General features: G+C 39.4%; 14 protein-coding genes. 9 read left to right on the plus strand and 5 right to left on the minus strand.

All coding sequences use genetic code 11. The features are described from left to right. Positions 1 to 33: 33 nt before the first annotated feature. Positions 34 to 750, plus strand: a complete 717-nt coding sequence (locus EV693_RS07690) for an amino acid ABC transporter permease (protein WP_132501784.1) — start codon at positions 34 to 36, stop codon at positions 748 to 750. Positions 751 to 760: 10 nt separating this feature from the next. Then, positions 761 to 1,513: an amino acid ABC transporter ATP-binding protein gene (locus EV693_RS07695; protein WP_132501785.1), complete on the plus strand. Its 753-nt coding sequence runs from the start codon at positions 761 to 763 to the stop codon at positions 1,511 to 1,513. A gap of 132 nt (positions 1,514 to 1,645) precedes the next feature. On the opposite strand, the gene ilvM is transcribed toward EV693_RS07695, so the two are convergent. Both ilvM and ilvG read right to left on the minus strand, forming a co-directional pair. Next, on the minus strand, positions 1,646 to 1,864 hold the full coding sequence (gene ilvM, locus EV693_RS07700; RefSeq protein WP_132501786.1) for an acetolactate synthase 2 small subunit: 219 nt from the start codon (positions 1,862 to 1,864) through the stop codon (positions 1,646 to 1,648). A gap of 12 nt (positions 1,865 to 1,876) precedes the next feature. After that, positions 1,877 to 3,535 (minus strand): acetolactate synthase 2 catalytic subunit, encoded by a 1,659-nt coding sequence (ilvG, locus tag EV693_RS07705; protein ID WP_132501787.1) that lies wholly within the window; start codon positions 3,533 to 3,535, stop codon positions 1,877 to 1,879. Positions 3,536 to 3,853: 318 nt separating this feature from the next. Here ilvG and EV693_RS07710 point away from each other — a divergent pair, with 318 nt between their 5' ends. The 4 genes from EV693_RS07710 to fabG all read left to right on the plus strand — a co-directional run bounded on the left by EV693_RS07710 (position 3,854) and on the right by fabG (position 7,039). Then, positions 3,854 to 4,315, plus strand: coding sequence for an FxsA family protein (locus tag EV693_RS07710; RefSeq protein ID WP_132501788.1), 462 nt, complete (start codon positions 3,854 to 3,856; stop codon positions 4,313 to 4,315). Positions 4,316 to 4,430: 115 nt separating this feature from the next. Continuing rightward, complete coding sequence (locus EV693_RS07715; RefSeq protein ID WP_132501789.1) at positions 4,431 to 5,159, plus strand: epoxyqueuosine reductase QueH; 729 nt, start codon at positions 4,431 to 4,433, stop codon at positions 5,157 to 5,159. A 119-nt stretch (positions 5,160 to 5,278) separates the two neighbouring features. After that, positions 5,279 to 6,217: an ACP S-malonyltransferase gene (gene fabD, locus EV693_RS07720; RefSeq protein ID WP_132501790.1), complete on the plus strand. Its 939-nt coding sequence runs from the start codon at positions 5,279 to 5,281 to the stop codon at positions 6,215 to 6,217. A 96-nt stretch (positions 6,218 to 6,313) separates the two neighbouring features. Beyond that, positions 6,314 to 7,039: a 3-oxoacyl-ACP reductase FabG gene (fabG, locus tag EV693_RS07725; protein ID WP_132501791.1), complete on the plus strand. Its 726-nt coding sequence runs from the start codon at positions 6,314 to 6,316 to the stop codon at positions 7,037 to 7,039. 264 nt (positions 7,040 to 7,303) lie between these two features. On the opposite strand, the gene EV693_RS07730 is transcribed toward fabG, so the two are convergent. Both EV693_RS07730 and EV693_RS07735 read right to left on the minus strand, forming a co-directional pair. Beyond that, a complete protein-coding gene (locus EV693_RS07730; RefSeq protein ID WP_132501792.1) occupies positions 7,304 to 8,194 on the minus strand; it encodes an N-acetylmannosamine kinase in 891 nt (296 codons plus the stop codon). Between the two features lies 1 nt (position 8,195). Further along, positions 8,196 to 8,903 (minus strand): N-acetylmannosamine-6-phosphate 2-epimerase, encoded by a 708-nt coding sequence (locus EV693_RS07735; protein ID WP_132501793.1) that lies wholly within the window; start codon positions 8,901 to 8,903, stop codon positions 8,196 to 8,198. 251 nt (positions 8,904 to 9,154) lie between these two features. Between EV693_RS07735 and EV693_RS07740 the strand changes: the two genes are divergently transcribed. The 3 genes from EV693_RS07740 (at position 9,155) to deoD (ending at position 12,095) form a co-directional block, all read left to right on the plus strand. Further along, positions 9,155 to 10,423 carry a NupC/NupG family nucleoside CNT transporter gene (locus EV693_RS07740; protein ID WP_132501794.1) on the plus strand — a complete coding sequence of 423 codons (1,269 nt, stop codon included), beginning with the start codon at positions 9,155 to 9,157 and terminating at the stop codon, positions 10,421 to 10,423. 147 nt (positions 10,424 to 10,570) lie between these two features. Further along, complete coding sequence (gene deoC, locus EV693_RS07745; protein ID WP_132501795.1) at positions 10,571 to 11,344, plus strand: deoxyribose-phosphate aldolase; 774 nt, start codon at positions 10,571 to 10,573, stop codon at positions 11,342 to 11,344. 34 nt (positions 11,345 to 11,378) lie between these two features. Further along, positions 11,379 to 12,095 (plus strand): purine-nucleoside phosphorylase, encoded by a 717-nt coding sequence (gene deoD / locus EV693_RS07750; RefSeq protein ID WP_132501796.1) that lies wholly within the window; start codon positions 11,379 to 11,381, stop codon positions 12,093 to 12,095. 183 nt (positions 12,096 to 12,278) lie between these two features. Here the strand turns inward: deoD and hemL are convergent, their stop codons facing one another. After that, positions 12,279 to 13,562: a glutamate-1-semialdehyde 2,1-aminomutase gene (gene hemL / locus EV693_RS07755; RefSeq protein WP_132501797.1), complete on the minus strand. Its 1,284-nt coding sequence runs from the start codon at positions 13,560 to 13,562 to the stop codon at positions 12,279 to 12,281. Positions 13,563 to 13,700 lie beyond the last annotated feature (138 nt).

The raw sequence follows: 13,700 nt of genomic DNA on the forward strand, positions 1-13,700 counted from the left end.
CATCAATCTAATTATTTTAATAAGAGAAATAACGTGTTAAATAATTTGTTAGCCTCTTTACCATTTATGACGGAAGCACGAGCGGAATTAGTTATTAATGGTTTTTTACCTATGTTAGAAGCCGCAATTTTGGTTTCTATTCCGCTCGCTATTGCCTCTTTTTTTATTGGAATGATCATTGCAACTGCCGTTGCACTCCTGCGGATTAGTTCAAGTAAACACTGGCTTTACCGTATTATCCTACTATTTGCCAAAACTTATATTTCAATTATTCGTGGTACACCATTATTGGTACAAATTTGTATAGTCTTTTACGGCTTACCTGCAATCGGCATTTTTATTGATCCCATTCCTGCAGCCATTATTGGTTTTTCCCTCAATATTGGTGCTTATGGCTCTGAGACTATTCGAGCAGCCATTCTGTCTGTTCCGAAAGGGCAATGGGAGGCAGGCTATACAATTGGAATGACCTATATGCAAACCTTCCGCCGTATTATTGCACCTCAAGCTTTAAAAGTCGCAATCCCGCCACTCAGTAATACTTTTATCGGTTTATTTAAGGACACATCGCTCGCTTCAGTTGTTACGGTAACGGAAATGTTTAGAGTGTCTCAACAAATTGCCAATATGTCATACGATTTCTTACCTATTTACATTGAAGCTGCCTTGATTTACTGGTGCTACTGCTGGGTACTATTTTTTATTCAAGCTCGTTTAGAGAAGCATTTTGACCGCTATGTTGCAAAATAGAGAGAAAATAATGATTAAGATTCGTAATATGCATAAAACTTTTGGGCAGCACCCTGTGTTACAAGGTATAGATTTAAATATTCAAAAGGGGCAAGTTGTTGTTATTTTAGGACCTTCAGGTTCAGGTAAAACGACGTTGCTACGTTGCCTTAATGCTCTAGAATTGCCTGAACGAGGGAGCATTGAATTTGTAGGAGAGAAGCCATTTATCATCAATTTTTCAGAAAAAATCAATACGAAGTCTTTACTTGAATTACGCCGTAAATCAGGTATGGTTTTTCAAAATTATAATTTATTTCCCCATAAAACAGCATTGGAGAATGTGATCGAAGGACCAATTTTTGTACAAAAGCAACCGCAGGAACAAGCCAAACGTAATGCAGAAATTTTACTCAAAAAAGTAGGACTTAATGACAAAATGCACCATTACCCTTTCCAATTATCTGGAGGGCAACAGCAGAGGGTCGGCATAGCAAGAGCATTAGCTATTCAACCTCAACTTATGTTATTCGATGAACCCACTTCAGCACTTGATCCAGAATGGGTACAGGAAGTACTGAATACAATGAAAACTCTTGCGAATGAAGGTTGGACGATGATCGTGGTGACGCACGAGATCAAATTTGCACTTGATGTGGCAGATATTGTTGTGATGATGGATAACGGCACAATTGTCGAGCAAGGTTCTCCAAAAGAACTCTTTTCAACTCCACAACACGAACGAACAAAGCGATTTCTTCATCAAATCCGCTTAGAGGAATGATCTACAACGATCACTAAATTCAGAACTTGAACCCTATGCCAAACTAAAGATAATAAAAAACACAGGTGGAATTTTATACTTAGTAGCATACAGGGTTCTAATATGCTGTTTACTATTTACTATCATTTACGCTTAGTGAAGAGTGAGAACATCAGGCAATTTAGCAATCTGATTTTTGAGCAAGGATATCGCTCGTTCACTCTTTACCGTTATTTTAAGTGTGAGAGTTTTTTGCTCGCTTTCTAGTTGCAGTGAGAGAAGTTCAAAACCACGATGACGAATTACTCTTAGTAATCGTTCAGTTGTCTCAGGGCGTTTATTGGCTTTAATGACTAATTGATAAGATTGCATATTTGATTTTCCTTAACTCTCAATATCTTGCTCTAGCATATCTGCGTTGCACGCACCAGGTGGGACGAGTGGCCAAACATTTTCGTTTTCGTGGATACAAACGTGTAGTAAATAAGCATTTTGGGCATTTAGCAAGCGGTCAATTGCCCCTGACACTTCGCTCGCTTTTTCAATTCGTTCACCTTGAATGTCAAATGCACTTGCCAGCGTAACAAAATCAGGGTTGTCGTCTAAAATAGTTTGGCTATGACGCCCTTTAAAAAAAAGAGATTGCCACTGGCGAACCATGCCTAATCGCTGGTTATCAATTAGGACAATCTTAACAGGTAAGTTACCACGTTTGATCGTACCCAATTCTTGCACATTCATCATAAATGAGCCGTCGCCACTAATTAAGATAACAGGATCTTGTGGGCGAGCCTTTGCAACACCAACTGCGGCAGGCAAGCCAAATCCCATTGTGCCTAATCCTGCAGAGGTTAAGTAATTTTCGGGTTCAAAATGTTGCATATGCTGTGCTGACCACATTTGGTGTTGTCCTACATCAGTGGTAATTACAGCATTTTGAGGTTTGCGTTGTGAAAGCGTATTGAGCATTGCCCAAGGATCGATCTCGCCTTCACCTTGATTTTCATTGTATTGGAAATCAAATTTTGCTTTAAGTTGGCGAACTTCATTTTGCCAGTCTTCGATATTCAGCGGTGTAGAGAGGAAGTCAATAGCGTCAATGAGGCTTCCTTTTAAACTGACATCGGCTTTGCGTAATTTATTAATTTCTGCAATATCAATATCAATATGAATCACCTTGGCGTTTGGAGCAAAGGTTTCGAGTAGTCCCGTTACACGATCGTCAAAACGTGCTCCAACGGCAATCAATAAGTCACATTGTTGTACGGCATAATTAGCTGCTTTTGTGCCGTGCATTCCAATCATTCCCATATAGCACGGATTATTTGGGGGAATCACGCCCAGACCTTTAAGTGTTGAGACTGTCGGAATATTTGCAATGTTTAACCAATTTCTCACCGCTTGTACAGCATTACCCATTCCAACCCCTCCACCAACATATAAAACAGGGCGTTTTGCCGCAAGAAGAAGCGATTTAGCTTGTGCTAAGGCAGCCAAATCTTGTTTTGGATCTGGAATTTTATCACAGACAATGGCTTTGCCGTCAGTGGGTGCAAATTGCACATCTTTAGGAAGGTCAATCAAAACAGGACCTGGGCGACCACTTTGTGCGATTTGGAATGCTTTGGCGATAATTTCAGGTAATTCATTCACATTTTGAACAATAAAGCTATGTTTCGTGCAACCTAATGATAACCCAAGGACATCGATTTCTTGAAAGGCATCTGTGCCTATTAATGGCGAGGCGACTTGCCCTGTGATTGCAACGACAGGGATAGAATCCAACAGTGCATCAGCTAATCCTGTTACTAAATTGGTTGCACCTGGTCCTGAGGTAGCAATACAAACTCCAACTTTACCTGTTGAACGAGCATAACCAATGGCGGCCATTGCTGCGCCTTGTTCGTGTCGACAGAGTAAGTGATCCAATCCTGAATCATAGATAGCATCATACACAGGCATAATTGCCCCACCAGGGTAACCAAAAAGGGTTGTAACGCCGTGTGCTTTCAAGCATTCAACCGTTAAATTTGCACCGTTCATTAAATTGTGTCCTTTCTTTTTATTTCTTGGATTGTTCTATATTGAGACTGTTTTTGAAATTTTGCTAAGAGCCTCTATTGTAAATTTATCCTAAAAATTAACCGCTTTTAGTTCTCTTTTATCTTACATTATCGCCAGCTTTTGATATTAACTGAGCGGAAAGGTTGCTATAGATAACACAGATTCTACTATTTTTAAACCTATCTCTATAACAATTTATTGGGAAAATTAACAAAAAATAAAGAAAAAGCAGACAAGGCGTTGAAAACCCTTATTTGTGCCTCTATTTATTAATTTAATCAATTAAAAGGAGCAACTATGCCTGTTATTATTTTTTTCTTTAGCTTATTTATTTATATCTGTGTAGAGATTGCTCTGCTGGTCAGTGTGGGATCAGCAATTGGCATTTTTCCTCTTATTTTACTGATGATCTTTATCTCGTTAGCCGGTTTATGGCTACTGAAATTGCGAGGTTTTTTAATGATTATGGATATTCGCAGTCAGCTTGCTCAAGGAAAAATTCCTGCACAAGCGGTGATTTCTTCCTTCTTTTTTGCAGTCGCTGGCGTGTTGTTACTTATCCCTGGTTTTTTGAGTGATATATTAGCGTTATTGATGACCTTGCCAATTAGTCGTCAGTGGGTACAGGGCATTTTGTTAAAATGGTTACTTAAACGATTTAAATTTCAACGATTTAGCAAAGCAAACCCCACCCAATCTCATACCACATTTGAAGCAGAATTTGAGCGAAAGCAAGATGAAGAAAAATGGATTAAATGACAGAAGGTTGCATTTGAGCATAGCTCTTAGCGAATAGATGATTTAAACTATTGTGCTAAAATTGCGATAAGCAAAATTGGCTACTGAACACAAATGTAAATAAAGACCCAATATTATGACAGACGATATTCGATTACCACGATCTTTAACAGCAAAACGTACACGCAAGGGAAAAGATCCTAATGCTCCTTTTGTGCGTGAAAAATTAACCTTACCTCACGGACACAATAAGTTGTTGTTACATTCTTGTTGTGCTCCCTGCTCAGGGGAAGTGATGGAGGCTATCCACGCTTCTGGTATTGAATTTACCATTTATTTTTATAACCCTAATATCCACCCAATGAAAGAGTACCTTATTCGCAAAGAGGAAAATATTCGTTTTGCCGAAAAATGGGGGATTCCATTTATTGATTTTGATGACGACTATGAAAATGATCGCCGAGAATGGTTTCAAAAAGCCAAAGGAATGGAATGGGAGCCTGAACGAGGTATACGTTGTACAATGTGCTTTGATATGCGATTTGAAAAAGCTGCAGAATATGCACATAACAACGGCTTTCCTGTATTTACTAGCTGCTTGGGCATTTCTCGCTGGAAAGATATGAATCAAATTAATGATTGCGGACATCGTGCAGCGGCTAAATTTGATGATGTGGTATATTGGGATTACAACTGGCGTAAAGGTGGCGGATCACAACGAATGATCGAAATCAGTAAGCGTGAACGTTTTTACCAACAAGAATACTGTGGCTGTGTTTATTCTTTGCGTGATAGCAATAAATGGCGTCTAGAAACAGGTCGCCAGCGGATTGAAATTGGCAAGTTGTATTATTCACCAGATTAGTATTGTTAGTAATGGACAGCACACAGTATGTTTCATAACAAACTCAAATAATGTGATTGTAGGGACACACAGTGTGTTTCAGATAGCAAATTTAAAAAATAAATAAAAGAGGAAAAAATATGTCAGATTTTGCAATGGTATTTCCAGGACAAGGTTCACAAGCGGTCGGAATGTTAGCAGATCTTGCAACTGCATTCCCTGTTGTGGAAGAAACATTTAAACAAGCATCAGATGTATTAGGCTATGATCTTTGGGATCTTGTTCAAAATGGTACCGCAAAGGAGTTAGGGCAAACGCAGCGTACTCAACCTGCTCTGTTAGCTGCATCTGTGGCAATTTACCGTGTATGGCAACAAAAATATCCAGAGTTAAAGCCCGCTATGATGGCAGGACACAGTTTGGGTGAATATTGTGCATTAGTCTGTGCTGGCGTGTTGGATTTTCAAGATGCGATTAAGCTGGTCGAGTTGCGTGGTAATGCAATGCAACAGGCAGTGCCTGCTGGAAGTGGGGCAATGTATGCGATTATCGGTCTAGATAATGAGGCGATTATGAATGCTTGTGAACAAGCTCAAGCGGATGTGGGGGAAATTGTATCAGCGGTGAATTTTAACAGTGCAGGACAAGTTGTGATTGCAGGAACAAAGACAGCGGCAGAAAAAGCAGCCGAATTATGTAAAGCAGCAGGAGCAAAACGTGTATTGCCGCTGGCAGTGAGTGTGCCTTCGCATTGTGCTTTAATGAAGCCTGCGGCAGAAAAATTAGCTCAAGCCTTGCAAAATATTACGCTCAATCCACCGCTTGTACCTGTTATTAATAACGTTGATGTTGCCATTGAAAAAGATGCACAAGCTATTCGTGATGCATTAGTACGCCAGCTTTACAACCCTGTACGTTGGACAGAAACAGTAGAAAAGATCGCACAAAGCGGCGTAACAACCCTTTACGAAATGGGACCGAATAAAGTGCTGACTGGCTTAACTAGCCGTATTGTAAAAGATTTAACTGCCAAGGCAGTAAATGATGTTGCTTCATTGGAAGCTGTTGTACAGAAATAATATTCATTGGGGATATGTAAGTGTCCTTAAATTTCCCATATATTGAAAACAGCACTAAATTTGGTGTTCATATAACTAAGTAGGAGAAAATTGAAAATGCAAGGTAAAATCGCATTGGTTACAGGGGCAACTCGTGGTATTGGTAAAGCTATCGCTGAAGAGTTGGTTTCAAGAGGGGCTATCGTTATCGGTACAGCAACATCAGAGAAAGGAGCAGAAAGCATTTCTGCTTACTTAGGCGAAAAAGGAAAAGGTTTGGTGTTAAATGTCGCAGAAGCGGAATCTATTGAAGCGGTACTTGCTCAAATTAAAGCCGAATTTGGTGATATTGATATTTTAGTCAATAACGCAGGGATTACTCGTGATGGATTATTGATGCGTATGAAAGATGCAGATTGGTTTGATATTATCCAAACTAATCTCACGTCAATTTTTCGCCTATCAAAAGCTGTTCTTCGCCCAATGATGAAAAAAGGCGGACGCATTGTCAATATTGGTTCAGTAGTTGGTTCAACAGGTAACCCTGGGCAAACTAACTATTGTGCGGCTAAATCAGGTTTAGTCGGTTTTTCTAAAGCATTAGCAAAAGAGGTGGCATCTCGTGGCATTACAGTCAATGTAGTTGCTCCTGGTTTCATTGCAACAGATATGACAGATGAACTGACTGCTGAACAAAAACAAACGATTTTAGGGCAAATTCCAGCAGGGGATTTAGGTTCTGCTCAAGATATTGCAAAAGCGGTCGCTTTCCTTGCAAGTAGTGATGCAAAATATATTACTGGTGAAACTCTCCACGTTAATGGTGGTTTATACATGAGTTAATCGCCTAGCGGTCTGAAATCCCTCAAACGTTGCAAAATGTTTGAGGGATTTTTTACTTACAGATTTCGGTGGGTAGGTTAAGAATCGCAATTGTTTTATCTCTGCTGTGCGAGTATTTATTGATGAACTCAGCTTATGCCAACCTTGTCAAGACACTTTATATCGTTCCTTCAATTAAACTATTGAGGGAACTATTACTATCAGACTAAAGTATTGTATGTTAGTCGAACTATCAAATAATATGCCTTTAGTCCCTTCTGTTAATTATAGCTGATCAATATGCTCTGCCCACCACGCTGCACCGATTAATCCAGCATCTTGAGCATAATGTGCTTTCACTATTGAAGGACGATAAATTTCAGGTAGTTGAGCAAGGAAATGATTAACAGTGTCCAAATACCCTTCAGCCAATCCGACACTGCCTCCAATTGCAATTTGCTGAATATCTAAGCTAATTTTCAAATCAGCAATCAAATTTGCAATTGCTTTTGCAGATTTTTCAACCAATTGAACCGCTTGCTCATCGCTTTGACGGAAACGGTTGAAGACCTCTGGTGGTTCACAAGGAGAATCCCATTTTGCAGCTTCTCTTGCAATTGCTCGTCCAGCGGCTACCGCTTCTACACAGCCTACACGTCCACAACCACACAACTCACCATTAGGATCTGCAAGGCTATGTCCAATATGTCCTGCGACACCACCTTTACCTGTAAATAATTTGCGATTTAGAATAATTCCGCCTCCAACGCCTGTCGATACAGTAATAAACGCAAAATTTTCAATCTCATCAGGTTGAAGCAAATATTCCGCACAAGCTGCAGCCTGTGCATCATTGAGTAAGGTAATAGGTTTATCGGTATGTTTGGCAATACTTTGTTCTAGAGGAAAGAAAGCTAAATTACCTAGGTTCTTCGGATTTAATGCGGTTAGAATGCCTTCTTGAATAATGCCCGTTGAGGCAACGGAGACCTTCTCAAACGTTCCGTTGAAATGCTGCAAAATTTCAGCTAAAGCATTATCTAATGCCTCAGCACTTGGATTTTGTGGCGTATGAATTTGCATTCGTTGTACCACAGTTGCCTTTTTGCCATTCAAAGAGACGAGAGCTGCGGCAATTTTTGTACCACCAATATCTATTGCTAAACAAGCGGTCATTTTATGCTCCTTTTTTGCAATCCGTTTTACAATCTGCAATCGCATCTACAAACCAGCTAACGATATGTTCCAATCGAGTGAGTGCTGATCCCACTGTAACTGCGTAAGCACCATTCTCTATCGCAAGAGCTGCAAGCTCTGGACTGTTATAACGCCCTTCTGCCATCACTCGACAACCATTTGCAACTAAATCACGCACCAATTGTACATCTGGCCCTTTCGGTGTTTCACCGCCTGTATAGCCAGACATTGTGCTACCAATCAAGTCTACGCCAAGTGATTGGCAATATAAGCCTTCAGCTAAATTAGAACAATCTGCCATTGACATTGCTCCTAGCTCTTGAATGCGTTTTACGCAGGCTTCAATTGTAGTTGGACGCACTCTATCGGTACCATCAAAGGCAATAATATCAGCACCTGCATTGAATAAATCATCAATATCTTGTAAAAATGGTGTAATCCGTACAGGGCTATCGTCTAAGTCGTATTTCACAATGCCAACAATGGGAACATCAACAGCTTTGCGTGCGGCTTTGAGATTTTCAATACCTTCAATCCGTAGTCCAACAGCACCACCAGCAACGGAAGCCGCTGCCATAGCAGCAACAATTTCAGGGGAGTCCATCGGACCGTTATCAACAGGCTGGCAAGAGGCAATTAAGCCTTGTTTGATTTGTGAAAGAATACTTTCTTTAGATAATCTTGACATAAAAGCTCCATAACATTGTAACAAATGGAAGAATAACTCCAAGAGAATAATACGCTATGGCTTTCAATGCAATACATAGAGTGAAAAAGTGAGAGATAGATCAAATTTTTATATGTAGATAGGCGTATTTATTACAAAACTACAAAAAATTGAAGATTTTTACAAAAAAAATCGGTATAGTATCATCCATTTTTAAAAAAGGCGATTTTATCAAAAATCGGTATTATTTTTTCTTTTCGAGGTATTCAAAAGTGGACGTATTAATTAGTCTATTAGGTATCGTTGTACTCCTATTTATTGCATTCTTATTATCCAATAATAAAAGAGCAATTAACTATCGCACGGTTTTTGGGGCGTTAGCTATTCAATTTGGTATCGGTGCATTAATCCTTTATGTGCCAGCAGGTCGTGAAGCATTGTTGGCTGCGGCTGAAGGAGTGAGTAAAGTCATTAGCTATAGTAATGACGGTATGAGCTTTATATTTGGCGGATTAGTCAGCGACAAAATGTTTGAAGTCTTTGGTGGTGGCGGTTTCATTTTTGCATTACGTGTTCTCCCTCCAATTATCTTTTTCTCTGCGTTAATTTCTGTACTTTACTATCTTGGTATTATGCAAATTGTCATCAAATTGCTAGGTGGTGCATTACAAAAATTATTAGGCACATCAAAGTCAGAATCCATGTCTGCAGCAGCCAATATTTTTGTTGGTCAAACAGAAGCTCCTCTTTTAATCAAACCTTATATCAAATCAATGACAAATTCCGAATTATTTGCTGTGATGTGTGGTGGTTTGGCGTCTGTCGCTGGTGCGGTAATGATCGGGTATGCAGGTATGGGCGTGCCACTTCCGTATTTAATCGCCGCTTCATTTATGGCTGCGCCAGGTGGTCTATTATTTGCTAAAATTCTTCACCCTCAAACAGAGACTTTTAAAGATGAGTTAAGTGATGATGACATTGAAGATAAACCATCTAACGTGATTGAAGCTGCTGCTGTAGGAACATTCTCTGGTATGCAACTTGCAATGAATGTAGGGGCGATGTTGCTTTCTTTCGTTGCTTTAATTGCAATGCTTAACGGATTTATCGGGTGGGTAGCAAGTTTATTTGGTCAAGATGGCGTAACACTTCAATCTATCTTTGGTTATATCTTCCAGCCGCTTGCGTGGGTGATTGGTGTACCGTGGGGTGATGAAGCTCGTATTGCGGGTTCATTAATCGGTCAAAAACTCATCGTGAATGAATTTGTGGCGTATGCTGATTTTGCTAATTACTTAAAACCTGAAGCAGCCGTTGTATTAAGTCCAAAAACAATTGCAATTATTACGTTTGCACTTTGTGGATTTGCAAATCTAAGTTCAATTGCTATTTTAATTGGTGGCTTAGGCGGTATGGCACCATCTCGCCGTGGCGATGTCGCTCGTATGGGATTGAAAGCAGTTACCGCAGGTACGCTTTCTAACCTAATGAGTGCAGCAATTGCAGGATTATTTGTCGGTTTTGGTGGAGCAGTCCTCTAGCATTATTGAGATAAGATTAAAAGCACCACAGGAAACTGTGGTGTTTTCGTTTTTTCTTCAATCTTACAGACCGCTTGCTACATAATATAAATAAAGTGGCTAAGAGGCAAAAAACGGAGAAAAATAACTATTTAAAGGGAGGAAATTATGCAAAATATTGCCCAACAAGCTTTATCTCTAATGGATCTAACTACATTAGAAGATAATGATACAGACCAAAAAATTATTGACCTTTGCATGCAAGCAAATACAGCGTTTGGCACACCAGCAGCAATTTGTCTATATCCACGCTTTGTACCAATAGCACGCAAAACGCTGCAAGCACACAACCTCACGCATATCAAACTTGCCACAGTAACCAATTTTCCACACGGAAATGATGATCTTGGCATCGCCCTTGCTGAAACCAAAGCAGCTATTGCATATGGAGCAGATGAAATTGATCTTGTATTTCCTTATCGAGCATTAATCGCTGGTCATAGTGAAATCGGTTTTGAATTAGTAAAACAATGCAAAGCTCTTTGCCAATCTCACAATATAATGCTCAAAGTGATTATTGAAACAGGCGAGCTAAAAAGCGATAATTTCATTCGCCAAGCGAGTGAAATTGCAATTCGTGCAGGGGCAGATTTTATTAAAACTTCAACAGGTAAAGTGCCTGTCAATGCGACATTAAATGCGGCACGCATTATGTTAGAAACAATTCGTGATTTAAAGGTTGCACAACAGGTTGGATTTAAAGCGGCAGGTGGTGTAAAAACGACTGAAGAAGCGGCACAATATCTGCAATTAGCTCAAGAAATCTTGGGCGAGGACTGGATAGATAGTTCACATTTTCGCTTTGGAGCATCAAGTTTATTGAAAAATTTACTTGCTACATTAAATAATCAAAGAGTCGATGTAACCGTTCAAGGTTATTAATTTTTTATTCACATTTCATCAAGAGGAACACAAAATGACTCCACATATTAACGCTCCAGCAGGCGCATTTGCTGACGTTGTATTAATGCCTGGTGATCCACTGCGTGCAAAATATATTGCAGAAACATTTTTAGAAAATGCTGAGCAAGTAACTGATGTTCGCAATATGTTTGGTTATACTGGTACATACAAAGGTCGTCGTATCTCTGTAATGGGGCATGGTATGGGGATTCCTTCTTGCTCTATCTATGCAAAAGAGTTGATCACCGAATATGGGGTAAAAAAAATTATTCGTGTTGGCTCGTGTGGTGCAGTGCGTTCTGACATAAAATTGCGTGATGTAATTATTGGTATTGGTGCTTGTACAGATTCAAAGGTCAATCGCATTCGCTTTAAAGATAACGATTTTGCAGCTATTGCTGATTTTGATATGACTCTTGCGGCTGTTCAAGCAGCAAAGCAAAAAAATGTTGCTGTGCGAGTTGGTAATCTTTACTCTGCAGACTTATTCTACACACCAGATGTTGAAATGTTTGACATTATGGAAAAATATGGCATTTTAGGCGTTGAAATGGAAGCTGCTGGCATTTACGGCGTTGCTGCGGAATTTGGAGCAAAAGCTCTTACCATCTGTACAGTCTCTGACCATATTCGTACTCATGAAAAAATAACCTCAGAAGAACGCCAGCTAACATTCAATGATATGATTGAAATTGCCTTGGAATCGGTGTTAATTGGTGATAATGCTTAATTTAATTGGCTTTTCTCTATCCTCTTTCTCTCATTAAAGGAGAGGAAGAGTTATAAGTTTTTTAAATTTTATGATTAAAGAAAATTTAAATTCTAAATAGCAACATATGGGCGAATTGTATTCGCCCTATTTGATTTTTTCCCCTTTCGTTTGAATAGAGGAAACGAGAAATTTACTCTTAACCTATTTCATTTCGGCAAAGGCGTGATCAGCAGCTTTTAGGGTAAGAGTAATATCTTCTTCATTGTGAGCTAAAGACATAAAGCCTGCTTCAAATGCTGATGGAGCGAGGTAAATTCCTTGCTTGAGCATTTTATGGAAAAATGTGTTAAATTTTTCTGCATCACATTTCGCTACGTCTTGATAATTCTCTACTTTTTCTTGTTCTGTAAAGAAAATACCAAACATTCCACCAACATATTGTACACATAGTGGGATATTGTGTTTATCTGCTAATGATTTAAATCCTTGAGCTAATATCTGTGTTTGATTTGCTAGTTTTTCTTGGTTGCCAGATTTTGAAAGTTCTGTTAAGCACGCCAAACCTGCCGCCATTGCAATCGGATTTCCTGAGAGTGTACCTGCTTGGTAAACTGGACCTGTTGGGGCAATGTATTCCATAATTTCTTTTTTTCCACCAAATGCACCAACAGGCATTCCTCCACCAATAATTTTGCCAAGAGTGGTTAAATCTGGGGTTACACCATAATACGTCTGTGCTCCACCAAGTGCCACTCGAAAGCCTGTCATCACTTCATCAATAATAAAAACAGTGCCGTATTGAGTGCAAAGTTCTCTTAACCCTTGTAAAAAACCTTCTTTAGGTGGTATACAATTCATATTACCTGCAACAGGCTCAATAATTAAACAGGCAATTTGGTCAGGGTATTGTTCAAATGCAGCTTTAACTGAATTAATGTCATTGTAAACGCAAGTCAGTGTGTGCTTAGCGAAGTCTTCGGGAACACCAGGAGAGCTTGGCTGACCAAGTGTCAATGCTCCTGAGCCTGCTTTGACAAGTAAACTGTCAGAATGTCCGTGATAACAACCTTCAAATTTAATGATTTTATCTCGTTTTGTATAGCCTCGAGCAAGGCGAATCGCTGACATTGTTGCTTCTGTGCCAGAACTCACCATTCGCACAAGCTCAATGGAGGGAACGAGTTTGCATACAAGCTCTGCAAGCTCAATTTCTTTTGCCGTGGGTGCACCGAAACTTAATCCATTTGGAATACTTTTTAGCACGGCATCAATGATTGTTGGGTGATTGTGTCCTAATACCATAGGTCCCCACGAACCAACATAATCAATGTAACGTTTTCCTTCGGAATCGAAAATGTATGCACCTTGTGCTTTCTCAATAAAAATAGGTGTGCCACCAACACCTTTAAAGGCTCGTACTGGGGAATTAACTCCGCCAGGGATAACTTTTTGGGCTTTTTCAAACAAAGCGTGGGAGGTTGTCATAATGATTCTTTTCCTTAAATGCTAAATAAAATTGATCTTATTATCCCACTCTATTGGATTACTTGTCTATTCACGATTTTTGTATTGAGAGTTTTAATGTTTGTGGTATCCTGCTGTTCGTTTTTTATCTTGATTTCG

It is taken from the genome of Nicoletella semolina (genome assembly GCF_004345745.1).
Taxonomy (GTDB): Bacteria; Pseudomonadota; Gammaproteobacteria; order Enterobacterales; family Pasteurellaceae; genus Nicoletella; species Nicoletella semolina.